A 25,646-nucleotide genomic window follows, 5' to 3' on the forward strand; every position below is an offset into this window, starting at 1 on the left:
GTCACTACCTGCCTGAGCAGTTAGGCTAACCGTCCCACAAGCCTTTTGGCTTGTTTTAGGTTAAACGAATCGCACTTCCCGCATAACAGTTGAGCACTTGATAGCGAGTTAGATCGATCGGGTGATCCGTTGTCAAATCCGAATAAACCCGCTTGTCGGTTTTGCCGTAACTGTGACCGCTAGCTTTAGCAACAGCTTCGTAACCGTTATTGCATTCGGGCAATTTTTGCTTGATAATGTCAGCTTGAATTGTCACCCCCAAGTGATTTGCTTGCCCGGTTAAATCGGCTGCAACGTGATAATCTTTGTCTTGTTTAAAAATATCGTTGCGGAGGTAGCACCACAAAATTGTCGCCATTCCGTATTCGTGAGCGTGGGCAAAAGCCTGACTGACTTCTTGGATTTGTCGCGTCGATTCCGGGGAACCAAAATAAATTGTTGCTCCCACTGCAACTGCTCCCAAATTCCAAGCTTGCTCGACGGTTGCAAACATTATTTGGTCGAATTGATTGGGATAAGTTAGCAACTCGTTGTGATTGAGCTTGACAATAAAAGGGATTTTATGCGCGTATTTGCGAGATACGCTTCCCAAAACTCCCAGCGTTGTCGCGACAGCATTGCAGCCAGCCGAAATTGCTAATTTAATGATGTTTTCGCTGTCAAAGTAGATGGGATTTGGTGCAAAAGAAGCGGCCGCCGAGTGTTCGATTCCTTGGTCTACTGGCAGGATGGATAAATAGCCAGTATTCGCCAAGCGTCCGCTAGAATAAAGTTGCTGAAGCGATCGCAAAACTTGGGGAGATCGATCGGTTTGAGCAAAAATGCGATCGACCCAATCTGGGCCCGGCAGGTGCAACAAATCTTTAGAAACTTTTGCTTGATGGGTGAGCAAGTCTTCGGCTTCGTCGCCTAGCCAAGATTCGATCGAACTGGGAACTGATAGTGTAGCTGTCATACAGATTTCCCTCTCAATTTCAATTGCAGGCTAATGATTGCAGACATTAACCTTGCTGATATTGTAGCGAAAAAATCATATTTTCCATCCCCTCAACGCTCGACCCAGTTTTTAACAAGTTAGCGACAACAGCAGCTAGGACGCGCTACTCTATAATAAGCTGGCAGTTCAGCCGGATCTGCGCTGCCAGCGATCGCCGATCGACTCACAACTTTGCCATCACAATGTCACAAACTTACTTTGATTCTGAAAACGGTCACAAATCCTTCGAGATGCCCGGTGCCAGGCCACATTACAATCCTGATCGCCCCGGTCAAGTAGAGCACATTTTCCTCGACTTAGTGCTGAATATTCCCAAACAAAGCTTTCGTGGCACTTGTAGCATCCGCATCAATCCAGTCCGCAGCGGTATTGACAAATTAACCTTAGATGCTGTAAACCTGAATATCAAATCAGTAAAAGTCGGCGAAATTGAGCAAAATTTCGACAGCGATGGCGAAGTCCTGCAAATTCAACTACACGAACCAACAGAAGCTTACCAACCAATTACAATTGCGATCGAATACTCGGTAGAAAAACCCCAGCGCGGTCTCTATTTCGTCGGCCCGGACAAACACTATCCAGACAAACCAACACAAGTTTGGACTCAAGGCGAAGACGAAGATTCCCGTTTCTGGTTTCCGTGTTTCGACTATCCTGGACAACTTGCTACTTCGGAAATTCGAGTGCAAGTTCCGAGACAACTTTTTGCTATTTCCAACGGCGAATTAATTAGTACAAAAAACGAAGGCGACGATAAAATTTATCACTGGTCCCAAACCCAGGTACACCCAACGTATTTAATGACCTTAGCAGTCGGAGATTTTGCCGAAATTAAAGACGAATGGAACGGCAAACCAGTTAATTATTACGTGGAAAGAAGCCGCGAAGCAGACGCTAAGCGCAGCATGGGCAAAACGCCTCAAATGATTGAGTTCTTCTCTGAAGCATTTGGCTATCCTTACCCTTTTCCCAAATACGCTCAAGTCTGCGTCGATGATTTCATCTTCGGCGGTATGGAAAATACTTCGACAACTTTACTAACAGATAGGTGCTTGTTAGACGAACGCGCCAGCCTCGACAATCGAGGTACTGAAAGCTTAGTCGCCCACGAATTGGCTCACCAATGGTTCGGTGATTTAGTAGTAATTAAACATTGGTCTCACGCTTGGCTAAAAGAAGGCATGGCTTCTTACTCCGAGGTGCTGTGGACTGACAAAGAATATGGCAAAGAAGACGCGGCTTACTATATGTTAAATGAAGCCCGCAATTATTTAGCTGAAGATAGTTCTCGCTATCGGCGCCCAATCGTTACTCACGTTTACCGCGAAGCTATTGAATTGTACGATCGCCATTTGTACGAAAAAGGCGCTTGCGTTTATCACATGATTCGCGCCGAGTTGGGCGACGAATTATTTTACAAAGCAATTCACACTTTTGTGCGGGATAACGCTCACAAAACGGTAGAAACCATCGATTTGCTCAGGGCGATAGAAAAGGCTACTGGTCGCAATCTCATGTTTTTGTTTGACCAGTACGTTTATCGTGGCGGTCATCCAGATTATAAGGTTGGTTATTCGTGGGATGGTGACAGCAAATTAGCAAAAGTTACTGTCACTCAAACTCAGGTAAAAGATAGCAAAAATGGCAACGGCAACAGCAAAGATGTCTTTGACCTAAAAATTCCGATCGGCTTCGGTTACAAGCCGGAAAAAGAAGCAGACGATGACAGTTGGGCACGTTCAACCCCGAACCTAAAAACTTTCACAGTCCGAGTGCATGAGCGCGAGCAAAGCTTCTATTTTCCCCTAGAACAAAAGCCTGCCTTTATCAGTTTTGATGTCGGCAATAAATACTTAAAAACAGTTGTTTTAGAGTATGGAGTGGCGGAATTAAAAGCTCAGTTGCAATTCGATCCAGACCCGGTTTCCCGGATTTACGCCGCCCACGCTTTGGCGAAAAAGGGAGGGCTGGAAGCTGTGAAAACGCTGTCAGAAGTTCTCAAGAAAGAGCCGTTCTGGGCAGTACGGGCAGAAGTTGCCGGTCACTTAGTTGAAATTAAACTCGACCAAGTTTTTGAAGGTTTAGTAAGTGGTTTAAAAGATAAAGATGCTCGTGTTCGTCGCGCTGTGGCGAATGCGCTGGGTAAAATCCAAACTCACGAAACTTATAAAGCGCTGAGATCGATCGTCGAAAAAGGCGACGACAGCTATTACGTAGAAGCAGCAGCAGCGGCTGCTATGGGCGGAATTGCAGCGGCTAACCCCGACGAAAAACCTAGCGACGAACAGGTACTGAAAGAGTTAAAATTCGTCCTGAAAGAGCGTCAGGGGTGGAATGAGGTAGTGCGATCGGGGGCGATCGCAGGTTTGGCGCAGATGAAAACTTCTGAAGATGCGCTGAATTTAATATTGAAATACACAGCCGTCGGTACTCCGCAAGCTTTGCGCTTGGCTGCAATTCGAGCTTTGGGCACCATTTCGACAGGTCAAACGAAGGTCAATTTAGAACGGATTTTGCAGCGATTGGCAGAATTATCTAAAGAGACGTTTTTCTTGACTCAAGTCTCTGTAGTAGTGGGATTAGGACAAATGCAAACTCGCAAAGCCATTCGCATTTTGCGTTCTTTAGCTGACCAAACTCCCGATGGCCGCGTTCGCCGCATGGCTGATGAAGCTGTGCAAAGAGTGCAGAAAAATTCTGGTTCTGATGCAGCGGTAAAGCAGTTGCGGGAGGAATTAGACCAGGTGAAAAAGGAGAATCAAGATTTGAAGAGTCGGATGGAAAATTTGGAGGCTAAGGCGAAGAAAGATTAGGAGTAAAACCCCATACTGGCGCAGATAAAGGCAGATATTGGCGATCGGCTTTTATCTGCTTGTCGGTAGAGGATTGTGCGCGGTTATTATAATAATATTATTGTTCAGTGGGAGTGCAGGGGAATTTCCTATTTTCCACAAAGGGGAAAAACCAAATATCTTTATTCTCCACTTTGTTGTCTCAACTGGGGAATTATTTAGAATGTGGATGCAATTTTTATTTTTGATTTGTCAACTTTTGATGAAGTTGCAGTAGCTTTTTCACCCAGAAATATTGCAGAAATTATGAGTATAAAAACCGCTGTATTGATAGAGCAATCGGGGGTAATTCCCTATCGTATTGAAGACGGAGAAATTGAAGTAATGCTGATTACTTCTTCGGCTAGCAAGCGCTGGGTGATTCCCAAAGGATTAATTGAACCTGACATGACTCCCCAAGATTCCGCCGCCAAGGAAGCTTGGGAAGAAGCAGGTTTGTTGGGTAAAGTGTTCCCGGATTTGCTAGGAACTTACGAGTATCAAAAGTCCGGCTGTACTTGGCTGGTAGGAGTATTTTTAATGCAAGTGCAAGCAGTTCTGGAAATTTGGCCGGAAGCTAGCAAGAGAAAGCGGCAGTGGGTAAGTATTCCTAAAGCAATTAAGCGGGTTAATGAACCGGAACTCAAACTCATTTTTGCGGATTTGCAGAATAGGTTATGGTGAATAATACCCAGATTCCCGACTTCTTCAAGAAGTCGGGTTCTAATTCGTCGATCGCAAATCGAAATGACATCTTTAATCCCCAAGTACCAAAAAACTTGTCATAATAGACAACAAGCTGTTCTATATAAATCCTTATGCCCTGTGTTGTTATTCTGACTGCTCTCTCCGTTGAGTGCTCAGCCGTTTGCGCCCATCTGTCCGATATTCAGGAAGAGATTCATCAACGGGGGACGATTTATCGCTTGGGGAAGTTCGATTCGTCTAAAGATGTGTGGGATGTCGCCGTTGTCGAAATTGGAGCAGGTAATCCCGGTGCAGCAATGGAGGCAGAAAGAGCGATCGCCCATTTCAACCCTGATGTTATTCTCTTTGTCGGAGTGGCTGGGGGGATTAAAGATGTAGCCCTTGGTGATGTTGTCGCATCTACTAAAGTTTACGGGTACGAGTCAGGCAAAGCAGAAGAAACCTTCAAACCCAGACCTGAAATCGGCTTATCTGCCTATAGCCTACAGCAACGAGCCAGAGTAGAAGCCGGGAAAGATGATTGGCTGAAAAGATTGCCTGTGACGGAGCCAACTCCTCGCGTCTTTGTTGCGCCAATCGCAGCGGGTGAGAAAGTGATTGCCTCCACGAAATCGAAGATTTTTCAATTTTTGCGATCGAATTATGGGGATGCAGTTGCTGTTGAAATGGAAGGATTTGGTTTCCTGGAGGCAGCGCGTGCCAATCAGCAGGTGTCTGCGATGATTATTCGGGGAATTTCTGATTTGATTGACAACAAGGCGAATGTGGATAAAACAGGGTATCAAGAAATTGCTGCCCGTCATGCCAGTGCGTTTGCATTTGAGATGTTGGCGAAACTGGTTAATAATCTGCCAGTGCAGGAACCGACAGAGCATATGCTGAATTTGTTGAATCGACTTCTACCCTCTCAATTCGATGCAGTGATTTTTAGGTACGGTGTTGACTTAGAGCATCTACCAAATGGAACGCAAAATCAGCGAGCGATCAGTCTAATCCAGTATGCCATCCAAAAAGAGGGTGCAGATTTAGCGCAATTGTTTAAAGTCATTTATAAAGTTTCACCCCATCTGAAGGAAAAGTAAATGGTCGATTCCCATAATTTGTTGGAGCAACTCAATAAACTGCTTGACAGTCAACAGGAAACACTGTTCTCTCGTCTTGATGTTGATAAGGCTCATATTCGCATGAATGTCACCCCAAGCCAGAAAAATATTGATTTAATCCAGATATTTGAGCAGCCGGGATATGGTCTGGAACGCATCCAGAAAGCACTTCGCGACCTCTCTTTCTTCAAAGAGTTTATGCCACCAGGAACTTATCTAGTGGGAGATGAACTTTTGCAACAGGAGGAATCACGAGAGCAAAAAGATATGCAAGCAGCAAAAGCCCGTGGAGACGAGCCGAAAGACTACAAAATCACACCTGAAAAGTTTTACTCCTTTCAACGGGGAACTGAATGGTTGGGGGTTTTTCGCGAATGGGATGCCCCACGAAGTTTCCGAACAGAGCTTTTAAAAACCACAATTAAGAATAGTCAGAATTACCGTAACCGCCCTTGCCCTGCAACAGCTATTATTGGGCGTGGCGGTTCGGGTAAGTCCGTGGCGTTGCGTCGTCTGGCATTAGATTTAGTGGATGAAGACTACAAAGTCTGGTGGGTGGAGAATCCACAGAAACTGGTTGATTCTGGGTTAGATGAGTTTATTGACCATGAAGGCCAACCCCAGTTTTTGTTGATTGACGAAATTCAAGATATGGACACTAGCTATCTCAAACGTTTGCGTGAGGACTTGAGGAAGTATCCCTTCTTAGTGCTAGTGGTTGCTGGACGACTGTTGCCGCGCGAGTTAAAATTCGGAGCTAAAGATAAAGATAAAAATCAGTTCATACCCAATGAAGCAACTGATCGAATTATCATTCTCGATAAAATTGCTGAAGTATTACCGGCTTGGGAAAAGATGGCTTATCAACTTAAGGCAGAATCCCTGAGAGAAGCGCGGCTGGTTCGGATTTTGTTGGTTTTAGCACGTGGGCAAGAGCCTGTTCCCAAAACCCTGGAAGAACTGGAGGACGTTTTCTTACACATTCTGGTAGATGATTTAGAGAGAATTCGGGAACAGTTTTCTGGTCTTGCTACTGCCATTATGGATGCGGCTATTTTTCGACAACTGGGAATGGGAGGTTTGTATCCTTCTGTCTTAATTGCTCTTGCGAATGATTATCAGCCCTGTGCCAAAATTCCGATGTTGTTTCAACCGGTTACTGATAATCCCCGATGGGATGTGGTTAATTCCTTATTATCCTTTGATCACAGTCAAAGTTATTTCTTATTTCATCATGATGAACTCGCCGAAGGCTTAATCCAGGCGACGAGTAGTGAAAAAAAGCTAATTGAACCCTATATTGACGATTCATACAGAAGAGCTATTCTAGACAGAACTATCGGTCTGGCAGTTAATTCAAAGGATAATACAGAAATTGCTGAAGTCGGCTCCGAGCTTCTACGGCTTTTCTTTTTATATAAGTTCAAAAATGCCCTTGATTCAAAAACTATTCTTCAATATATCAATCAACTTCTTGATGCAAAGGTTGCTCACTATGCCTATTTAAGTTTGGTTGCTGAAAATATTTTGGATCTTACACCAGAGCAAAGACTAGAAATGTTTTTGATCGCTGCTGAGCTGGTACCGACAAGACAGATAGGGAATAATATTTTATGGCGATCGGTTTTAAAGTGGGTGCAAGACTCTTATCCCGAAAATAATATACAGGATCAAATTCTCAACCAACTGTATCAAGCTGGTTGTCGAAGTTATGTATTGATGAGAGGGTGGTTAAATAATCTTGGGCCGACACAAGCCAAGTTACGAGCAAAAGAGTGGATCAAGGATAGTCAAGAACATAGAATACTCTGTCGCTGTTTGAAATTGCTAGGGAAAGAAGCCCAGCCAGAGGCACTTAAACTGCTCAATGAAGAAGGGCAAAATCCTCAAGTGATTTGTCACTGTTTGGCATTGTTAGGGCAAGAAGCCACAGAAGATGCGCGTAAACTGCTCAATAAACCAGGGCAAAATCCTTTTGTAATCTGTCGCTGTTTGGATTTGCTAGGGCAAGAAGCCAAAGAAGATGCGCGTAAACTGCTCAATAAACCAGGGCAACATCCTTTTGTAATCTGTCGCTGTTTGGAATTGCTAGGGGCAGAAGCCAAAGAAAAGGCGCATGAACTACTCACTACACCAGGGCAAAACAGGGATGTAATCTGTCGCTGTTTGGAATTGCTAGGGCAAGAAGCCAAAGAGAAGGCGCATGAACTACTCACTACACCAGGGCAAGACCCTCAAGTGCTCTGTCGCTGTATTACTGTTGCGAGTGACACGCCAGAAGCTCAAAAAGTTGTCGAGGAAATTCTATTGCGTTGGCAAGCAGGGGAAAATTTGAATTTTGCATACAAAAACGCTGCCCTACGAGTACCATTTGATACAAAATTGCAAAAAGAGATGGCGCTTCAGGTTCTTTATAAATGGCGTGCAGAACAGCGTCTTCTGGTTGCATCTGCCTTGACAGTCTTATGCAACGATCCGGATGCGGTCATAGATGTTTGTACACAGATTTTGAGACGATGGGATCAGGAGATTGAGTATCAACTACTCAACAAGCGTAAGTGTCCCGAACGGAATGATGTACACATTATTACAGCACTGGCTCATCCCAATCTAAGAAAACAAGCACGAGCGGTGGCAATAAAAATGGTGCAAAAAGAAGCTGATTCACCCGGTTTTTTGACTCCACTACTACATGAACAAGTGCTTGAGATTGCCCAAGGTAAATTTCCGTCGTGGAGTGGTAAAGAAGAGGAAACTGAGCCACTACAAACGCCTCAAATGGCAACGATTAGACCACCTAAAGTACCTGGAGTATTATCCGAATCTGTTTCTTCGCCAAAGACTTTATCCTCTCACCCCAAACAGACCAAGAATTATCAACTTCCTAAATCACCCTCTAAATCAGTTAAGAAATCCCTGTCAAGAAACCTAGACTCGTGGCAAGAAAAATTAGGCAAATTGAAAGATATTTGCCCGGATGAGTAAACACAGAGCCATCAGCTTCAGGTTTTGAGAGATATTAAGAAGGGAGGACGATAGTTAACATGAAATTAGAACCAATCCGCCCTTCAGATGATGTAGCTCCTGGCTATGTATCTGTCAAAGTTCTTCCCTTTCAGGCATAATGTCTGGAAACCCGCATTTCCGATAACGAATGCCCACCATCCTTAGAAAAAATGGCTTCAGAGTCGTGATTTACTTTGACGACCATCTCCCAGCTCACGTTCATGTCATGAATACCGACAGTGAAGTTAAAATCGATCTAGGCAGTTCAGCAAAGCCCCCGCAAATTATTCAACTCAACGGTAAGCGAGGCGATGCTGTCAAAGCACTAGAACTGGTGACTGCTCATCAAAACGAGCTATTAGAAGCATGGAGACAAATTCATGGAGAAACTTGAATTCACAGAAGCAGCACTTAAAGAACAACTCGATCGCGCCGAAGTTGCCGCCATCCTTGTCAATGCCACCGAACCCCGCGCCCGTTCAGCCTACTACGATCGCACCTCCGGCAATATCGTCATTCACCTCAAAGATGGTTCCACCTTCATGTTCCCCCATCACCTGGGACAAGGGCTAGCCAACGCCACCCCAGATGACCTCGCCGCCGTCGAAGTTACCCCGTCCGGTATAGGCTTACATTGGGAAACCCTCGATGTCGATTTAACTGTCCCATCTCTCCTCCGAGGCATTTACGGCACTAAAACCTGGATGGAACAACTCCACCAGCAACAAATTGTTGCCTAGCCCGGTTTCCGTCAAAGCACGAATCATTGACCTTAACCAAAGACAAAATGACAGAAGACCCCATCCTGAAAGTCTGGCTGCTAGAATACGACAAACTCAAAGCCGAGCAAACCCAGCGCATTGGTTTCCGAGACAACCTCCTCTACGTCACCTTGGGTTTGTTCGGTACAATCGTGTCGTTTGCAGCTTCCAACTCCGCCAACTACTACGCCTTTCTAATCCTCCCCTGGGCTTCCTTGATTCTCGGCTGGACTTACCTAGTAAACGATGAAAAGATAAGTGCGATCGGGCGCTACATTCGGCTTACCTTGGTCGAAAAGGTGAAAGAAAAGACCGGACACGCAGACGTAGAATCTCTATTTGGTTGGGAAATTGCCCACCGCAGCGATCGCCGCCGATCGCTCCGCAAAATCGAGCAACTTATTGTTGATGAAATTACCTTCGTCGTGTCAGGAATCATTACCCTGATTTCCTTCTGGGCCTTAGTACCTGGCACACCTTTAGCTATCAATATTTTGGGTGTGGTTGAGCTACTCCTGCTGCTGATCTTGGGTTGGGAAATCATCGTCTACGCTGACTTGGCAAAGGGGCGATAAATCCATAGACTGGCGATCGCTGCAAATCCCAGAGAAATTGCAGCAAAAAGTCCAGATGCCTTAATACAGATTAGGCGTTAGCTGACAGAAAAGGAATACTTTCGGCTAAGTTATCCTTAACTTCAATTCCCTGTTTTCTAGCCCAAAACTGGCTCAAAAAGTGAATTTGCCGCAAGCCGACAACTAAATTTAAACCTGGTATAAAAAGCCACCAAACTGTTAGCGGTTCTTTGATTCCTTCTTGGCGGTACAATTCATTAACTGTGTTGTAAAGTTTGAACTGCACGATGTAAATCCAAGCAATACCGAGCAAGGAAAACCAACCAAACCATCCGGGAACGTCAGGGTCAAATATCCGCAAAGCTTGGGGGATGGCTACTCCTAAAACAAAAGGAAGCAAGCAAAGGGTTCCCGACCAACCGCTGCCGTTATAGCGACGCAATTCTTCTTGAATAATCCATTTGTACCATCCGTAATATAGCAGTAAACTGACTGCTGACAGCAAAATCACTCGCCACAAAGAGCGGGGTTTACCTAAAGGTTTGTCGGACATATTTAGATGTAAGATATGAATTGCTATCTTGATTATATTAACATTTGTTAATTATTGCAAAATCATTTCTCGAATCGATCGCGCTGTTGCAGGGGCCAGCAGAACACCGTTGCGATAGTGGCCGCTGGCGATGAGAATGCGATCGTTACCGGGAAGCGTCCCGATAATTGGGGCCGGCCGCCCTTCCGGCCGCGGGCGCAATCCTGACCATTTCCTGATAATTTCAGCTTCTGCTAAGGCCGGACAAAGTGCGATCGCCCTCGCCATCACTTGTGCCAACATATCAGCATTCGCCTGAATTTCCCCGCCATTTTCGGAAAACTCCACTGTCGCCCCCACCCAAAATTCCTGATTTTCCACAGGCACAATGTGAACGTCATCGCAAGTAATTACCGGGCTAAAATCTGGGTTTCCTAAAGGATTGGGCGATCGCAAATGCAGCGCTTGTCCCAAAACCGGGCGAATGTCAACCAACTGATTTAACGATGCAGTCACAGCAGCAGAACCCAAACCAGCGCACACAATTAGTCGATCGAACTCCAAACTAGCAGCAATCGCCGCTGCTTCAACGCGCACGCCAAACTGAAAAATTACCCCATTTCGTTCAGCAGCATCAACCAAAGCCAAGGTTAGCGCCGTCGGATCGACTTGCCGGTCTTGAGGCGAATAAATCCCAGCAATAATATTATTATTTAAATAGAGATGAGGGCAGCGATCGCGCACTCGTTCCACATCCCAAAGTTCCAATTGCCAACCTTGAGAATGGCGAGTGGCTATCAAATTTTCCCACTTAATTAAATCCTCTCCCTCCGAACAAAGCATTAAAATTCCTTGTTTGTTAAAAGGAATTTTTCGCCCCGTAACTGCTTCCAATTCTGGAATCAAAGTTTCGTAGCGCTGAAGGCTGGTTTCCCTCAACTGCCAATTTCTGCCCTTAGTTTTGTGGCTGATAACTCCCATCAAAACACCGAGTGCAGCGCCAGTAGAACCTTGTGCCGGCGGCTGTTTGTCGAACACAGTAACTTTCAGTTCGGGAAATTGACTTAGTTCAAAGGCGATCGAAGCCCCAATAATACCGCAACCAATAATTGCAACGCGAACCATTCAATTTTAGATTTTAGATTTTAGATTTTAGATTTTATAGAAGTTTCTCGTAGTTTTTCGTAGGGTGCATACGAAGCAGATTATCTTCTAGTATTGGTGTCAACTTAAGGTATAAACCATAGTCCGACAGGGGTTTCAACAAGAGCCTCAAAGCGAAAGTCTTAGCTATGAGGACTAATGAGTTCTTCAGTCCTCTTTGAGAGGACTTTCGCTATGAGACAGGGAATTCATTCCCTGGCGGACTGCTGGGTGAGCGGGAGGACTGGCGCACTAAAAGCTTAAGTTGACACTAATAATCTTCTCGGTGTTCCGTAGGCACTGTACGCCAAGCCCAAAAGCTATTAAGCTTTAGGAATTAGCTGCAAGAAGGCATCGAAATCATTGACAGCTTTTTGATAGCTGGCCGTGACTTTTGCATAGTCCAGCTCTTTAGCAGCAAGATCAATGTTAACCAAATCAGTAAACAAACTCTTAGTTAAATCAACAGCTTGTTGTTGAGAACTTGGCAACAAACTCGAAGATACGGTTCTCATGGTGTTCCGCAAGTCGCCTAGAGGCCCGTGAATGTAAGTTCTGGTATCAACCCAATTCCGTTTTTGAATTAGGGTTCCCAGTTTATCCATGCGCGATCGGAACTCTGTCAGGGTAGGAACATAGCGCTGAATTTGCTGGGTCTGGGCTGCTGTGTATGTCGTTGGAACTTTTGCTTCGACACTGCTGCAACTAACCAGAAATGCCATCAAAAACGCCATCATCAAGGCAAAAATTGAACGGGGACGAGTCATATCGATTTTAGATTTTAGATTTTAGATTTCTCGATCTCAGGAAAAGGCTGGAAATGCAGCTCGGCGAGGAGCTGGTTCACTGACCTAGCACCGAGAGTTATGTACAAAATATTATTTTACCTCCTGGCGGCGCAGAAAAGTGATCACAGCATTGCCAACTTTTTCTGACCAATGTTCTTGAGGATAATGCCCCGCTTGTTCCAGTGTGACTAACTCTGCATTTTGCAGGGAACCGACTAGCTTTTGAACAGGTTCAACACTCAGCCAAGGGTCTGTCAAACCCCAGACAAATAAAGTTGGTCGCGTCCATCCTTTCAACCCGGATTCAATTTCTGCCATTGACTGTGGCAATTGAATATTGCGGACAGTATTCATCAGCGATCGACCTGCATCCGAACTCTTCAAAAACGGGCGACGGTAAACATCTAAATCCTTGTCTGATATTGTCTGGCGGCTGCCACCTTCGAGAGTTCTGTCAACCAAAAGCGGGTCTTGCGTCATCATGTCGCCAATAAAAGGCAGCCCCAACTGCTGCATTTTCCAAGGCAATTTTATATCTGCTGAAACTGGTGTATTTATGATGGCTAGACGCTCAATTTTATCGGGATTGCGTAAAGCGTATTGAATGCCGGCTGAAGCTAAAAATCCTTGGACAACGAGGTAAAATCGGTCTAATTCTATAGCTTGAATAAAGCCAGCAAGGGCGTCAACAAAAGCATCGGGAGTGTAGGCAAAGTCGCGCTTGTCTGGTTTTGTCGATCGCCCGTAACCCACCCAATCTGGGGCGATCGAGCTAAATCCCTGGGCTGCCAAATCCGGCATCATTACAGTCCAGGTAAAACTCTGGGACGGCAAACCGTGCAGCAGCAGTACGGGCAGTTTACCAGTTTCGTTAACCGGATTTGTTTCCCGATAAAACCATTGCAGCGGGCCTACTTCAACTATCTTCTCATCAATTAACATTATTTTACTTGTTATTTATCAAACAATAAGGCGGGGAATACCCGCCCTACTTACCTAATAGTTGGGTGTGCATAGAACACCTTACCCAACTAATTACAGCCGCGTTTAGAAATTCATTTCAGCAGCTTGAACTTTTTCGACCTGTTTCTTCTTGAGAACCAGCATGATTTGAGCCAGCATGGTTATAGCCACGAAAGCCATCAATCCTTTAACTCGACCTGCACTTTGCAGCACAATCTCCACGTCTTTTTGACCGAAGCCGCCCACATTAGGATTGTTCGTCAAAAGTTCGCCTGCTGCAACTGTTTGTCCTTCAGTAACAATCAGTTCTGGGCCTGCGGGAATCGTATCAACAACGGCTGCACCTTCGGCAGGTTGAATTGTCACTTGATAACCGCCATCTTCCGGTTGAGCAATCTTAGAAATGGTGCCAGCTACCGAAGCATTGTAAACAGTATTATTGCTCTTTTCGCCAGTAGGATAAACCTGACCGCGACCGCGGTTGCCACCAACATAAATTTGGTATTTGCCGTAGTGAACCGACTTGTCAGTTTCCGGATTCGGCGACAAAACTGGGAATACCAATTCTTTGTACTGTTCTCCCGGCACCGGGCCCACTAAAAGAATATTTTCTTGGGTTTCGCTGTAAGGTTGGAAGTAAAGATCGCCGACTTTTTCCTTCATTTCTTCGGGAATTCTGTCAGCCGGAGCAATCTTGAAACCTTCGGGCAACATCACAACTGCGCCGATATTCAAGGCACCTTTGCTGCCGTCGCCGACCACTTGTTGCACGCTAGTATCGTAGGGAATCTTGACAATAGCTTCAAACACTGTGTCAGGCAAAACAGATTGCGGCACTTCAACTTCAGTCACTTTTGCACCGAGGTGACAGTTAGCGCAAACAATGCGGCCTGTTGCTTCGCGGGGAGTAGCGGGTGCTGTTTGCTGAGCCCAGAAAGGGTAAGCAAATGCTGCTTGGGGAAGTGCGATATCGCTGGTGAGGAAAAATCCTGCTGCGGCGATCGCAATTAAGGCAGTTTTCGCGATCGTCCTGGCACTGCGGCGAAATATCGCAGATAAATTAGTTTGTGGCATTAGAGTATTCAATCTCAAAGGTCAGACAATTTTGGATTTTGGATTTTGGATTTTGGATTTTGGATTTTGGATTTTGGATTATTAGACTGCTTTAGGGATGCACTTATCTGTGGTTTTCACCATTCACCCCCTATCTAAAATCTCAAATCTAAAATCCAAAATAGTTTAAGACCACCAAGGTGCTTCGCCGGTGCGGAAATCTGTTTCTTTCCAAGTTGTAAAAGCGATCTTGTCATCTGCGACAGTGGCGTGGGCCAGGGCCAGAGACAAAGGCGCGGGGCCGCGCACCACTTTGCCCTCATTGTTGTATTGAGAACCGTGGCAAGGACAGATAAACTTGTTTTCGCTAACATTCCAAGGCACGACGCAACCCAAGTGAGTGCAGACTGCATTGATGCCGTAGTCGGCGATAGATAAGTCTTCTTTCACCACAACATAGGTGGGGTCGCCTTTGAGACCTTGGGCTAAGGTGCGATCGCCTGCAGGGTGCGAAGTCAAATATTCGCTAACGATGATGTCGTTACCCAAAGCATCTTTAGCTGTCACTCCGCCGCCAACTGCCCCACTCGACGGAGGAACAAAATATTGGACAACGGGATAGAGTGCGCCCAGTGCCACACCTGTGACTGTACCGAACGTCAGCAAATTCATAAATTGGCGACGCCCCATATCGGGAACATCGGGATTTCCAGCAGAAGATTGAGCCATGACCTGCCTTTACGGTTTTAAGTTACGTTTGTTTGTTAGCTGTTAGCGAACTTGTACGTGCAGAGGAAGGAGGATAATTGCCGTTAATCTGCTCGCACAAATTTTAGGCCGCGAAAATTCCTTTTAAGAATGCGCCTTCCAGCCTTTATTAGAGTATTATTACATTTTTTGAACTTTGTCTTTTATTGTTTAATGGATTAACTCAGGAGCAACCATGACGGGCAAGGATTTACACCAGCTACTGCTAGAAAAATGGGGAAAGTCTTACGATATCAGATTGCGGCGAACGCGGGGCAAGATTTTTGTGCAAGTTATGTGGAAATATCTAGAACAGGCATCTTTTCCGATGACGGAGGCTGATTATTTCGAGCATTTGGATGCGGTGGCCAATTACCTCAACGGCTGGGGGAGCACAGAACAGGTGAGAGAATACATCGTAACTACTCGCGATCGCCCGCGCTTGGGTAAAGCTGTCAGCGTTCCCCTAGATTTGGGTGAAAGAGCCTCGGAGTGGTTGCTAGACGAGTTTTGATTCACTCAGTCGATTTTAGATTTTAGATTTTAGATTTTTAGATTGACTCCACATCCGGGATCTGGGGGAGTTTCCTAAAGTTTTGTGTCGCGCCGCAGCCCGATTAGTTGATCCCAAAGTCCCGAAAATCGATCTGCGAGCTTGTCATAGGACTTGCTGCTGGTGAGAAACTAAGCGGTGGCGCATCTAATTTGCACGGGTGTTTTGATTCAAAGTCTTGTGTGGCGGGCTTTGCTGCGTGCCGCCAACTGTGGGATTTAAATGCTGCAACAGTTTCTGGGGCTTTTTAGGGGCTTTTAAAATTTTGGGCGATCGGACTTCTAGCTTACCAAAATCATCCGAACCAATTTCTGTCAACAATTTCACATACAATGAAGGTCAGATATCTTGTGAAATTTAGGAGAATGTTGTAATGGGTGTTGCACTGGGAATGGTTGAAGTCTTAGGATTTCCCGCTGCAGTAGAAGTTGCGGACTCAATGGTGAAAGCAGCCCGTGTTACTTTAGTTCGCTATGAGAAAATAACCCGCGCCTACTGGACAATTATAGTGCGAGGAGATGTTTCTGAAGTGCAAGCAGCCGTTGCTGCTGGAATTGAATCAGTTAAAAAGGTCGATGGCGGAAAGTTGCTATCGTATCACATAATTGCTCGTCCCCACGAGAATCTGGATTACGTTTTGCCGATCGGCTACACTCCTGAAGTCGAACAGTTCCGAATGTAGTCAAAGTTTTGACAAAACTTTGGTGTTGAATTTTAACTTTTAGTAATTATAGAGGCGCGGGCGATCGCGTCTCTATATTTTTTTTGCTGTGAGTCGATCAATCTTTCTGTGGAGTTTTTAGCGTCCTAAAAGCTTTACCAAACCAACCCCGCCAAAATACAAGCTCAGCACCGCACCTCCTAAAAGACTTTGCGTTAAAGGGTCAGTAGAAGGCGTTAAAACCGCTCCCAAAACTGCCGCTCCCAAGACTACATACCGCCAGCCGGAGAGCATTTGGTTGGAAGAAACTATGCCCAAAACGCCGAGCAATACTTGGACGATCGGGATTTGAAAAGCTAAGCCGGTGCTGAACATTAACAGCAGCACAAATTTAAAGTATTTGTCGATCGACCACAACTGCTCTACAACATCCGCTCCATAGGTGACAAAGAAGTTGAGCGCCGCCGGAATCAGAGCGATGTAAGCAAATACTAAACCGCCCAAAAATAGGAAACTCGAACCGAAAAACACCGGCCCCAGCAACCTGCGTTCTTTGCGAGTCAAGCCGGGGAGTACAAACAGCGCTATCTGGTAAAAAATAAACGGACTGGCGAGGAGCAAACCGCTGTATCCGGCTACTTCGATAGAAACAAAGAAATACTCGCCGGGAGCTAGTTGCAGAAACTTGACGGGCCCGGCCGGTACTTCTAGCAGTTGCACGATGGGTTTAACTGTGAAAAAGCAACCAACTACAGCGACTGCTACGGCAATTAGCGAGTAGAAAAGTCGCTGCCGCAATTCTTCTAAATGGTCGAATAAAGACATTTCAACTTCGTCAGGAAGTTCGTCTAGAAATTCGTTTTCTAGGTTGCGGGAACCCAGAAAACTGTCGGCGATTAGTGCAATGTTATTTTCCGGGATAACTGCTTTGTCTTCTAAGTTACTGACATCCACTAAATCATCGGCGATGGATGCAATGCTATTTTTAGCTCTAACTTTTTTATCTTCTAAGTTACTGACATCCACTAAATCATCGGCGATGGGTGCAATGCTATTTTCCTCGCTAACTGCTTCGTCTTCTAAGTTACTGACAGCCTCTAAATCATCGGCGATGGGTGCAATGCTATTTTCCTTGCTAACTGCTTCGTCTTCTAAGTTACTGACAGCCTCTAAATCATCGGCGATGGGTGCAATGCTATTTCCCTCGCTAACTGCTTCGTCTTCTAAGTTACTGACATCCACTAAATCATCGGCGATGGGCGCAATGCTATTTCCCCGGCTAACTTGTTCTAGGTTGTTGTCGGAACCTTGTTCGGATGTCTCCAAGTCTGAGGGCACAGTCATAGGTATTGTTGATTTTATTTAGGTTTTACGTTTATTAGTCTTGGGTGCAGGTGGTAGCAGAAATCAGTTTCTGGATTAAGGGCGATCGCTCTTTTTACTTTAAGCCCATTGGTTAGCTATAATTTTTTTTAGCCATCAATCACGATCGCAATTTTGCCGATCGCGCGGCCCGTTTCGCTGTAAGCGTGGGCTGCTGCTACTTCTTGTAAGCTGTAAGTGCGATCGACAATCGGCTCAACTTTATCGGATTCTATTAACTCCCGCAAAGCCCCTAAATCGCTGGGGTTGGCATTGGCTAAAATAAATTTAGCTTTTTTGCCCGATATAAACCAGCTCGTTAACATCGGTGCGAGGTTGTCTAAACTCGGCAAAGTCGAGATATAAACTCCCTCTGATTGCAGCACATTTTCGCATTCAGCAAATGTTCTTGTCCCGACAGCATCCAAGATTATATCATATTTTTCGGTCTGTTGAGTAAAGTCAACTTCCGCGTAATCCAGAACAAAATCCGCTCCCAAACTCTTGACAAAATCTCTGTTTTTAGCACTGCAAACTCCCGTTACTTCCGCATTCATTGCTTTCGCAACTTGCACGGCAAAAGTGCCAACTCCGCCGGAAGCGCCGTTAATCAATACTTTGTTTCCTGCTTGAATTTGGCCCAAATCTCGGAGCGATTGCAAAGCTGTTAAACCTGCGATCGGTACTGCTGCTGCTTCTGCATGAGTGATGTTTTTAGGTTTAATTGCTGCATCGGATTCTGGCACGACAGCGTATTCGGCGCAAGCACCCCCACTGATGGGATTTAAGAAAGTATAAACTTCATCTCCGGGTTGAAATTTGGTGACTTCCCGGCCGACTTCCACGACAACTCCCGATATGTCAGAACCGACTATTCGAGGGAAGTTATATCCTGTTAATAGTTGCAGGTGTCCTTGCCGGATTTTCCAGTCTACGGGATTGACGCTGCTAGCGCGAACTCGCACTAAGAATTCGTTGGATTTGGCGATCGGCTTGGACAATTCTCGGTACTGCAATTCTTCGGCTGAACCGTAGCGATCGAACGCAACTGCTTTCATGGCAAATTTTCCGGTTTATTTCCAATAGAACACTCAATCCTTTACAATTACAGCACATTCGATCTAAATGTGACACAGTAAATAGAGCTAGCCTTGTAGCAGCGGGCGATCGACTCTTGGAAGCCGACCGACTGGGCGCAGGCGTGAGGCAACGGGCCCGCTGGCGAGCGTGCGATCGACTAGGGATTAAAGTTAATAGGAACAGGGCGGGCGATCCCATAACCCTGAGCATAATCTACTCCAATCTCCCGCAATTTTTCTAAGATAGTCTCGTCTTCGACAAACTCAGCTATAGTTTTAAGATTCATCGCATGGGCAATACGATTAAACCCTTCAACCAGCGCTTGAGAAATCAAATTATGACTAATATTCTTGACAAAAGCGCCATCTATTTTTAGATAATCCACTGGTAAATTTATCAGGTACGCAAAGGAACTCAACCCACTGCCAAAATCATCTAAAGCAAAGCAACAGCCAATCTTTTTGAGTTCGCTCATGAAATATCTGGCTTGCTCAAAGTTGGCGATCGCTGCCGTTTCCGTGATTTCAAAACCAATGGTTTGTGGTGGAACTTGGTAGCGAGAAAATTGTTCGATCAAAAACATCAGAAACTGATTGTTACTAATGCTAGCCCCAGAAAGATTGATCGTATACAAGCCTTGACTAAGAACATCTTTATCCGGCAATTTGTGATAGTTTGAGAAAAAAGTTTCGATCACCCAAGAATCGATATCAGTTATCAAGCCGTAACGCTCGGCAGCGGGAATAAACAGATTTGGAGATACTATTTTTCCATTTTCTTCCAGCATTCTAATCAAAATTTCATAATGCTGTACTAATGGTTTAGAGGTAATAGAGACAATCTTTTGGTAGTAGAGACAAAAACGATTGGTTTCCAGCGCTCGGCTGATTTGGGAAATCAACTGCCTCTCACCACGTTGTTTAATTAGTTCGCTATCATCTAGACTATAAATATGAACACAGTTGCGGCCTCTGGCTTTGGCAGCATAACAAGCTGCATCAGCCGCTCCCAGAAGCTCCCTCAAATCTTGGCTTGTTTGGTCAATAGCAACAACTCCAATGCTGACTCCGATGATAAAGGTTTTGCCATTCCAAATAAACCGAAACTGATGCACTAGGTCTTTGAGGTTTTCTGCAATCTGAGTTGCTAGAGAGAGTGAACATTGAGTGAGCAAAATACCAAATTCATCACCTCCCAAGCGAGCCAGCATATCATGAGCACGGACTCCCTGTTGAATAAGTGCGGTGATTTGGCGCAGTAGCTCATCGCCAGCAATATGACCTACGGTATCATTAACGACTTTGAACTGATCTAAATCTAAATAACAGAGAGCGTGCTGGTGATTGCTATCTTTAAAAGAGGCGATCGCCTCAACTAGGTGCTGCTCAAATTTTCGACGGTTAATTAACCCCGTTAGGGAATCGTGACTGGCTTCCCAAGAGAGTTGACGGGTGAGATAGCGCGATTCAGTAACATCATGAAAGACGATTACTGCCCCGATAATTTGACCTTGGCGGTCTCGAATAGGTGCTGCCGAGTCAGCAATGGGATACTCGGTTCCATCATCGGCAATCAGAATAGTATTGTTAGCTAAGGTTACAATTCGCTCCTCTAATAGAGCCATGTTTATAGGATTCTCTACTGGCTCTCGCGTTACTTGATCGACAATTAGGAAGACTGTAGAGAAAGGAACGCCTTGAACATCATGAGTTTTCCAGCCTGTCAGTCGCTCAGCTATAGGATTTAAATATCTCACCCTACCTTGGGCATCAGTAGTAATGACCGCATCGCCAATGGATTGCAGTGTCACTTGAGCCAATTCCTTTTCGGCAAATAGAGACTCTTCGAGACGTTGCCGTTCTTCAATTTCTCTCAACAGACGTAAATTCTGCTTTTGGAGTTTTTGTTGCAGCCTTCGGATAGTTAAGTGGGTTTCGACACGAGCTAATACTTCTTCAACTTGAAAGGGCTTAGCAATATAATCTACCCCTCCAGCAGCCAGCCCTTGCACCTTATTAAAAGTTTCATTTAGCGCACTCAAAAAAATTATTGGAATCTCTGCGGTGCGCTCGTCAGATTTTAATTGTCTGCAAACTTCATAACCATCAATATCAGGCAATTTAATGTCTAATAAGATTAACTCCGTCGATGGCGATTGGGCGGCTCTGAGCGCCATTGCCCCTGTTATAGCACTGCGAACTTTATAACCCTCCGCCCTCAAAGTATCCCTGAGAAGACGCAGGTTATCAGGCAGATCGTCAACAATTAAAATATTGCCTCGGTAGTTGGTAGCTCGATCGCTAACCCTATCGCTCGTTCTATCGACAATCATACTAATTTCCCTAGTTTCCTGCTAGAGGAATATAAACATATGCACAAATAGTATAGTTTAATTATTCGGTTAAAAAACTCACTTTACCCACAAAGAAGTCCTGCGATCCCGGAATATGGGGCTGGCAATGGGGCGCAGCCTTACAAAATCTGAATTGTTCGGGTAGGGGCAGTCCCCCGTGCTTGCCCTTCTTCGCTTCGTCTAACATCAGAAGAAGAGTATTTAAACCTAAGCAGCCGATTTATGAACAAGCGCATTTCTCAAATGGCAAGTCTACTCGTCATTGCGATCGGATGTCTCGTGCTGCTTGGTTGGCAATTTGACATCTCCCTACTCAAAAGTGGTTTTCCCGATACCGATATGACTTCGACCATGAAAGCAAACACGGCAATTTGCTTTTTGCTGGCTGGAGTTTCTTTGAGATTGTTGCAGTACCAAAGAACGCAACCGCACAATCGCATCGCTCAAGGGATGGCAGGATTTATCATCATCATGGGTCTCCTGACGCTGAGCGAGTATATTTTTGGTTGGAAACTGGGTATTGATCAGTGGCTTTTCCGAGATTTCGTTTCTTCAGCGACTCCTTATCCGGGAAGAATGGGAGTAAATACCGCCCTAAATTTTGTGCTGATGGGACTAGCACTGTTACTGTTAGGGCAAAATTCCCAACGGGATACTTGGTTGGCTCAGATTTTTAGTAGTGTTGCAGCTTTAATTTCTCTACTAGCTTTATTTGGACACCTATTCAATGTCGATATTCTTGAACATTTGATCACAATTACAACGACTCAACCCGTAAACGTGATCGCCACCTTTTTCATCCTCTATGGAGGAATTTTATTGCTCCGCCCCAACGAAGGATTAATGCAAGTAGTAAGCAGTCGCCTGGTCGGCGGAGTAATGGTTCGGTGGTTGCTGCCTTGGGCGACGACCTTTCCAGTGACACTGAACTGGTTCACTCTTCAGGGACAAAATTTAGGCTGGTATAACGCTAATTTTGGCTATACATTGCGTTCAACTGTTATGGTTGTCACCTTCTCAATTCTCATCTTGGGGACGGCTCGCTTTTTGAACCAGATAGATTATAAGCGCCAACAAGCGGAAAAAGAAATTAAAAAACTTAACGAAAATTTAGAAATTCTTGTGGCTGAACGAACAGATGCTTTACAAAAATCGCAGGCTCGTTTTGCGGGCATTCTAGAAATCGCCAATGATGCAATTATTTCCATCGATCGCACTCAACGCATTACCCTGTTTAATCAAGGGGCAGAAAAGATATTTGGCTATAAAATTGAGGATATTTTAGGGGAGCCACTGAATTTACTGCTGCCAGAACAGTTTAGAAATGCACACCCGCAGCATATCAAACAATTTGCACAGTCTTCTACTAGAGCGCGAAGGATGGGAGAACGAAGCGAGATTTTGGGTCGTCGTCAAGATGGAACGCAGTTTTCGGCTGAAGCCTCTATTTCTAGGCTGGAAATGGGAGACGAAACGGTATTTACTGTTATTCTGCGCGATATTAGCGATCGCAAACAAATTGAGATGGCTTTACGAAACAGTGAAGAGCAGTTTCGCCATGCGTTTGAAGATGCCTCTATCGGGATGGCGATCGTTTCACTTGATGGGCACTGGATTAAAGTCAATCCTGCCTTATGTCAGATTCTTGGCTACTCCTCAGAAGAGTTGTTAGCATTAAGTTTCCAAGATATCACCCATCCTGACGATTTAGACGCGGATCTTAGTTATGCACATCAGCTATTAGCAGGAACAATTTCAACTTACCAACTGGAAAAACGGTATTTCCATAAACAAGGACATATTATTTGGATTATTCTTAATGGCTCGCTAGTACAAGATGCACAGAGAAATCCACTGCATTTTATTTCTCAAATCCAAGAAATTACGGCTCAAAAAGAAGCTCAAAAAACGCTAGAACTTCAAAGCGTTATCATGAATAACATGGCAGAAGGAGTATGTTTGATTAAAGCCTCAGACCTCATGATCGTCTACACCAATCCAACCTTTGACGCTATGTTTGGCTACACAGAGGGCGAACTCGCAGGTCAAGCCCTTGGTGTCTTGAATTATGTCGATACAAATTTTACACCAGATGTAACCGTTCTAGATATCGTCACTCAAATTGAACAGACCGGCGAAGCGAAATATGAAGTCCACAATAGAAAGAAAGATGGAACTCTCTTTTGGTGCAGAGTTCATACATCCAAGTTTGAGCATCCTGAATACGGAACTGTATATGTTGCCGTTCAGGAGGACGCAACAGAGCTAAAACTAGCTGAGCAAGCCTTGCAAGCTACCACAAATCGCCTCAACTTTCTTCTAAACTACAGCCCCGTTGTCATTTTTAGCAGTAAACCTGCTGGCGATTATGGCGCAACGTTCATCAGCGAAAATATCAAAGATATATGGGGCTACGAAACCAGCGAGTTTTTAGAAGATTCTAAATTTTGGGTGAATCACTTACACCCCGATGATTTAGGAACAGTGGTTCATGGCTTAGCAAATCTATTCATTAATGATTTGTATTTCCAGGAATACCGTTTTCGTCGCTCCGATGGGGTTTATCGCTGGATGCTCGCTCAGTTTAGGCTAATTCAAGATCATTCAGGTACACCAGTAGAAATTTTAGGATATTTAATTGATATTAGCGATCGCAAACAAGCTGAGTTGGAATTTCATCAGGCAAATGAAGCAAACCAAGCCAAGACTGTCTTCCTCGCCAATATAAGCCACGAACTCCGCACCCCCCTCAACTCAATTTTGGGATTCACGCAATTGATGAGCTATGAGAAAAATCTGACTCCTTCTCTCCAAGAACGTTTACAGATTGTCAATCGTAGCGGTAGACATTTATTGGATTTGATTAACGATATTTTAGATTTATCCAAAATAGAGAGCGGACGGATGACCCTCAATCCTTCTGACTTTGGTTTGACAAATTTGCTGACTTCTATTGAAGAAATGTTCCAAGCTAAAGTCCAATCTAAAGAATTGCAACTAATTTTTGAGCTAGATCCCGACATTCCTCAATTTGTGCATAGCGACGGGAAAAAACTCTATCAAGTCTTGGTCAATCTCCTTGGTAATGCGATTAAGTTTACCAATCAAGGAAGCGTCACTCTACGAGTAAGAGCAGCACAAAGAGACAAAACATCCTGTCACCTATCTTTTGAAGTTGAGGATACAGGTGTGGGAATCGCGCCCACAGAAATTGAGAGCCTATTTAAGGTATTTGTGCAAGCCGAAGCTGGGAAGAATTTGAGTCAAGGCAGTGGGCTTGGTTTAGCGATCAGTCAAAAACTCGTCAAACTCATGGGCGGTCAAATTCGGGTTAAAAGCACTTTGCACCGAGGTAGCACTTTTTCTTTTGAGATTGGTGTACAGTTACCTCAAGCCGAATCCTTACCCCCAGAATCAATTAATCAAAGAGTAATTAATTTAGCTCCCGGACAACCGACTTACCGCATTCTTATTGTTGAAGATTTAGGAGAAAATCGTCGCTTGTTAGTCGAGATCCTGATCTCGGTTGGTTTTGAGGTGAGAGAAGCAAAACAGGGAGTGGAGGCACTCTCACTGTGGGAGAGTTGGCGGCCACACCTGATTCTGATGGATCTGCAAATGCCGATCGTGGATGGCTACACAGCTACTAAATATATTAGAGAACGCCCTCAGAGCCAAGAAACTGTCATTATTGCTTTAACTGCCAGTATTTTTGAAGAAGAGCGAGAGAAAGTTCTTATGGCTGGCTTTAACGACTTTATAAGCAAGCCATTTCAGCAGAGAGACATCTTTGACAAACTTGCTAAATATTTGGGAGTAAAATATATCTACGAAGTCGTAGGACAAACTCCACAAAAACTATTAGTTGAAACGGTGTCTGTAGCAGATCTATCCATGATGCCCCCTCAGTGGTTAGAACAAATGTATCACGCCGCTTACTATCTCGATACCGAAGTTATGAACGAATTAATTGTACAAATTCCCGAATCCAAAGCAAGTTTGTCCAAGGCACTAACTAATTATATCAATAATTTTAATTCTGACAGAATTATGGAGTTAATTCGACCTCTGCTGCCGACTCCACTGTAGTTATCAAGTTTAAGGACAAAGAAGCTATAGTGCTTTCAGTAGTGGCTAGATTTCCAATTGCAACCAACATGGAAAAGGATTTGAAAGTTTTTGGAGAGGTCTGTTGCAGATATCCATCAGCATGAGGAAATGGCATACACCTTAGATGGAATGTGCTGTATCATATAGCAATTCTGTTTCGGGCGTGAAGGGGATTTATTTTTTTTATTAACCGCAGAGGGCGCAGAGGTCACAGAGAAAGAGAAAAGAGAGACAGAAATGATTCTGGAGTTTAGACTAAGCACAAATTGACTCAGCCTGAGCTGAGTGGAAAAAATGGTTAATCAGCGAGAGGTTCTCAA

20 protein-coding genes and 1 pseudogene are annotated in these 25,646 nt (G+C 44.7%); 10 read left to right on the forward strand and 11 right to left on the reverse strand.

From position 1 onward, the window contains the following. Positions 1 to 76 precede the first annotated feature (76 nt). Positions 77 to 955, reverse strand: a pseudogene (locus tag QUA36_RS27790) (class I fructose-bisphosphate aldolase); the annotation flags it as partial. A gap of 224 nt (positions 956 to 1,179) precedes the next feature. Here QUA36_RS27790 and QUA36_RS27795 point away from each other — a divergent pair. The 7 genes from QUA36_RS27795 to QUA36_RS27825 all read left to right on the forward strand — a co-directional run bounded on the left by QUA36_RS27795 (position 1,180) and on the right by QUA36_RS27825 (position 9,981). Next, positions 1,180 to 3,810, forward strand: coding sequence for a M1 family metallopeptidase (locus tag QUA36_RS27795; RefSeq protein WP_333459787.1), 2,631 nt, complete (start codon positions 1,180 to 1,182; stop codon positions 3,808 to 3,810). Between the two features lie 204 nt (positions 3,811 to 4,014). Continuing rightward, the gene (locus QUA36_RS27800) at positions 4,015 to 4,512 is read left to right on the forward strand and encodes an NUDIX hydrolase (RefSeq protein WP_333459788.1); all 498 of its coding nucleotides are present in this window, start codon (positions 4,015 to 4,017) and stop codon (positions 4,510 to 4,512) included. Between the two features lie 134 nt (positions 4,513 to 4,646). Then, the gene (locus QUA36_RS27805; RefSeq protein ID WP_333459789.1) at positions 4,647 to 5,618 is read left to right on the forward strand and encodes a phosphorylase family protein; all 972 of its coding nucleotides are present in this window, start codon (positions 4,647 to 4,649) and stop codon (positions 5,616 to 5,618) included. Beyond that, positions 5,619 to 8,624: a P-loop NTPase gene (locus QUA36_RS27810; RefSeq protein ID WP_333459790.1), complete on the forward strand. Its 3,006-nt coding sequence runs from the start codon at positions 5,619 to 5,621 to the stop codon at positions 8,622 to 8,624. 169 nt (positions 8,625 to 8,793) lie between these two features. Next, positions 8,794 to 9,039, forward strand: a complete 246-nt coding sequence (locus tag QUA36_RS27815; protein WP_333459791.1) for a DUF4160 domain-containing protein — start codon at positions 8,794 to 8,796, stop codon at positions 9,037 to 9,039. After that, entirely contained in the window at positions 9,026 to 9,385 is a 360-nt protein-coding gene (locus QUA36_RS27820; RefSeq protein ID WP_333459792.1) for a DUF2442 domain-containing protein, read from the forward strand. Before QUA36_RS27815 ends, QUA36_RS27820 begins: the two co-directional genes overlap by 14 nt. 47 nt (positions 9,386 to 9,432) lie before the next feature. Next, positions 9,433 to 9,981 (forward strand): hypothetical protein, encoded by a 549-nt coding sequence (locus QUA36_RS27825; protein WP_333459793.1) that lies wholly within the window; start codon positions 9,433 to 9,435, stop codon positions 9,979 to 9,981. A gap of 70 nt (positions 9,982 to 10,051) precedes the next feature. Here the strand turns inward: QUA36_RS27825 and QUA36_RS27830 are convergent, their stop codons facing one another. The 6 genes from QUA36_RS27830 to petC form a co-directional block, all read right to left on the reverse strand. Further along, a complete protein-coding gene (locus tag QUA36_RS27830; RefSeq protein WP_333459794.1) occupies positions 10,052 to 10,534 on the reverse strand; it encodes a hypothetical protein in 483 nt (160 codons plus the stop codon). Between the two features lie 51 nt (positions 10,535 to 10,585). Next, positions 10,586 to 11,638, reverse strand: a complete 1,053-nt coding sequence (locus QUA36_RS27835) for an FAD-dependent oxidoreductase (protein ID WP_333459795.1) — start codon at positions 11,636 to 11,638, stop codon at positions 10,586 to 10,588. Between the two features lie 341 nt (positions 11,639 to 11,979). Continuing rightward, complete coding sequence (gene psbQ, locus QUA36_RS27840; RefSeq protein WP_333451131.1) at positions 11,980 to 12,423, reverse strand: photosystem II protein PsbQ; 444 nt, start codon at positions 12,421 to 12,423, stop codon at positions 11,980 to 11,982. A 111-nt stretch (positions 12,424 to 12,534) separates the two neighbouring features. Further along, a complete protein-coding gene (locus QUA36_RS27845) occupies positions 12,535 to 13,386 on the reverse strand; it encodes an alpha/beta fold hydrolase (protein WP_333459796.1) in 852 nt (283 codons plus the stop codon). Positions 13,387 to 13,491: 105 nt separating this feature from the next. Further along, positions 13,492 to 14,481, reverse strand: a complete 990-nt coding sequence (petA, locus tag QUA36_RS27850) for a cytochrome f (RefSeq protein WP_333158714.1) — start codon at positions 14,479 to 14,481, stop codon at positions 13,492 to 13,494. Between the two features lie 165 nt (positions 14,482 to 14,646). Continuing rightward, the gene (petC, locus tag QUA36_RS27855) at positions 14,647 to 15,189 is read right to left on the reverse strand and encodes a cytochrome b6-f complex iron-sulfur subunit (protein WP_190740161.1); all 543 of its coding nucleotides are present in this window, start codon (positions 15,187 to 15,189) and stop codon (positions 14,647 to 14,649) included. 214 nt (positions 15,190 to 15,403) lie between these two features. Between petC and QUA36_RS27860 the strand changes: the two genes are divergently transcribed. Then, positions 15,404 to 15,721 carry a DUF3067 family protein gene (locus QUA36_RS27860; RefSeq protein ID WP_190661639.1) on the forward strand — a complete coding sequence of 106 codons (318 nt, stop codon included), beginning with the start codon at positions 15,404 to 15,406 and terminating at the stop codon, positions 15,719 to 15,721. Between the two features lie 186 nt (positions 15,722 to 15,907). Here QUA36_RS27860 and QUA36_RS27865 read toward each other — a convergent pair whose 3' ends face one another. Beyond that, on the reverse strand, positions 15,908 to 16,087 hold the full coding sequence (locus QUA36_RS27865; protein WP_333451137.1) for a hypothetical protein: 180 nt from the start codon (positions 16,085 to 16,087) through the stop codon (positions 15,908 to 15,910). A gap of 46 nt (positions 16,088 to 16,133) precedes the next feature. On the opposite strand from QUA36_RS27865, the gene QUA36_RS27870 reads away from it, so the two are divergent. After that, complete coding sequence (locus QUA36_RS27870) at positions 16,134 to 16,442, forward strand: carbon dioxide-concentrating mechanism protein CcmK (protein ID WP_006631236.1); 309 nt, start codon at positions 16,134 to 16,136, stop codon at positions 16,440 to 16,442. 117 nt (positions 16,443 to 16,559) lie between these two features. Here the strand turns inward: QUA36_RS27870 and tatC are convergent, their stop codons facing one another. The 3 genes from tatC to QUA36_RS27885 form a co-directional block, all read right to left on the reverse strand. Beyond that, the gene (gene tatC / locus QUA36_RS27875; RefSeq protein ID WP_333370871.1) at positions 16,560 to 17,327 is read right to left on the reverse strand and encodes a twin-arginine translocase subunit TatC; all 768 of its coding nucleotides are present in this window, start codon (positions 17,325 to 17,327) and stop codon (positions 16,560 to 16,562) included. 566 nt (positions 17,328 to 17,893) lie between these two features. Then, a complete protein-coding gene (locus QUA36_RS27880) occupies positions 17,894 to 18,841 on the reverse strand; it encodes an NAD(P)-dependent alcohol dehydrogenase (protein WP_333459797.1) in 948 nt (315 codons plus the stop codon). Between the two features lie 179 nt (positions 18,842 to 19,020). Further along, positions 19,021 to 21,195, reverse strand: a complete 2,175-nt coding sequence (locus QUA36_RS27885) for an EAL domain-containing protein (protein WP_333451141.1) — start codon at positions 21,193 to 21,195, stop codon at positions 19,021 to 19,023. 243 nt (positions 21,196 to 21,438) lie between these two features. On the opposite strand from QUA36_RS27885, the gene QUA36_RS27890 reads away from it, so the two are divergent. Continuing rightward, positions 21,439 to 25,305 (forward strand): PAS domain S-box protein, encoded by a 3,867-nt coding sequence (locus tag QUA36_RS27890; protein WP_333459798.1) that lies wholly within the window; start codon positions 21,439 to 21,441, stop codon positions 25,303 to 25,305. Positions 25,306 to 25,646 lie beyond the last annotated feature (341 nt).

It is taken from the genome of Microcoleus sp. Pol10D4, assembly GCF_036701555.1.
Lineage (GTDB): Bacteria > Cyanobacteriota > Cyanobacteriia > Cyanobacteriales > Microcoleaceae > Microcoleus.

Bases quoted from the DNA above. Each gene is read 5' to 3' on its own strand.
- QUA36_RS27795 (WP_333459787.1), top strand. From the start codon at position 1,180: ATGTCACAAACTTACTTTGATTCTGAAAACGGTCACAAATCCTTCGAG.
- QUA36_RS27805 (WP_333459789.1), top strand. From the start codon at position 4,647: ATGCCCTGTGTTGTTATTCTGACTGCTCTCTCCGTTGAGTGCTCAGCC.
- QUA36_RS27810 (WP_333459790.1), top strand. From the start codon at position 5,619: ATGGTCGATTCCCATAATTTGTTGGAGCAACTCAATAAACTGCTTGAC.
- QUA36_RS27815 (WP_333459791.1), top strand. From the start codon at position 8,794: ATGCCCACCATCCTTAGAAAAAATGGCTTCAGAGTCGTGATTTACTTT.
- QUA36_RS27820 (WP_333459792.1), top strand. From the start codon at position 9,026: ATGGAGAAACTTGAATTCACAGAAGCAGCACTTAAAGAACAACTCGAT.
- QUA36_RS27825 (WP_333459793.1), top strand. From the start codon at position 9,433: ATGACAGAAGACCCCATCCTGAAAGTCTGGCTGCTAGAATACGACAAA.
- QUA36_RS27830 (WP_333459794.1), bottom strand. From the start codon at position 10,534: ATGTCCGACAAACCTTTAGGTAAACCCCGCTCTTTGTGGCGAGTGATT.
- QUA36_RS27835 (WP_333459795.1), bottom strand. From the start codon at position 11,638: ATGGTTCGCGTTGCAATTATTGGTTGCGGTATTATTGGGGCTTCGATC.
- psbQ (WP_333451131.1), bottom strand. From the start codon at position 12,423: ATGACTCGTCCCCGTTCAATTTTTGCCTTGATGATGGCGTTTTTGATG.
- QUA36_RS27845 (WP_333459796.1), bottom strand. From the start codon at position 13,386: ATGTTAATTGATGAGAAGATAGTTGAAGTAGGCCCGCTGCAATGGTTT.
- petA (WP_333158714.1), bottom strand. From the start codon at position 14,481: ATGCCACAAACTAATTTATCTGCGATATTTCGCCGCAGTGCCAGGACG.
- petC (WP_190740161.1), bottom strand. From the start codon at position 15,189: ATGGCTCAATCTTCTGCTGGAAATCCCGATGTTCCCGATATGGGGCGT.
- QUA36_RS27860 (WP_190661639.1), top strand. From the start codon at position 15,404: ATGACGGGCAAGGATTTACACCAGCTACTGCTAGAAAAATGGGGAAAG.
- QUA36_RS27870 (WP_006631236.1), top strand. From the start codon at position 16,134: ATGGGTGTTGCACTGGGAATGGTTGAAGTCTTAGGATTTCCCGCTGCA.
- QUA36_RS27880 (WP_333459797.1), bottom strand. From the start codon at position 18,841: ATGAAAGCAGTTGCGTTCGATCGCTACGGTTCAGCCGAAGAATTGCAG.
- QUA36_RS27885 (WP_333451141.1), bottom strand. From the start codon at position 21,195: ATGATTGTCGATAGAACGAGCGATAGGGTTAGCGATCGAGCTACCAAC.
- QUA36_RS27890 (WP_333459798.1), top strand. From the start codon at position 21,439: ATGAACAAGCGCATTTCTCAAATGGCAAGTCTACTCGTCATTGCGATC.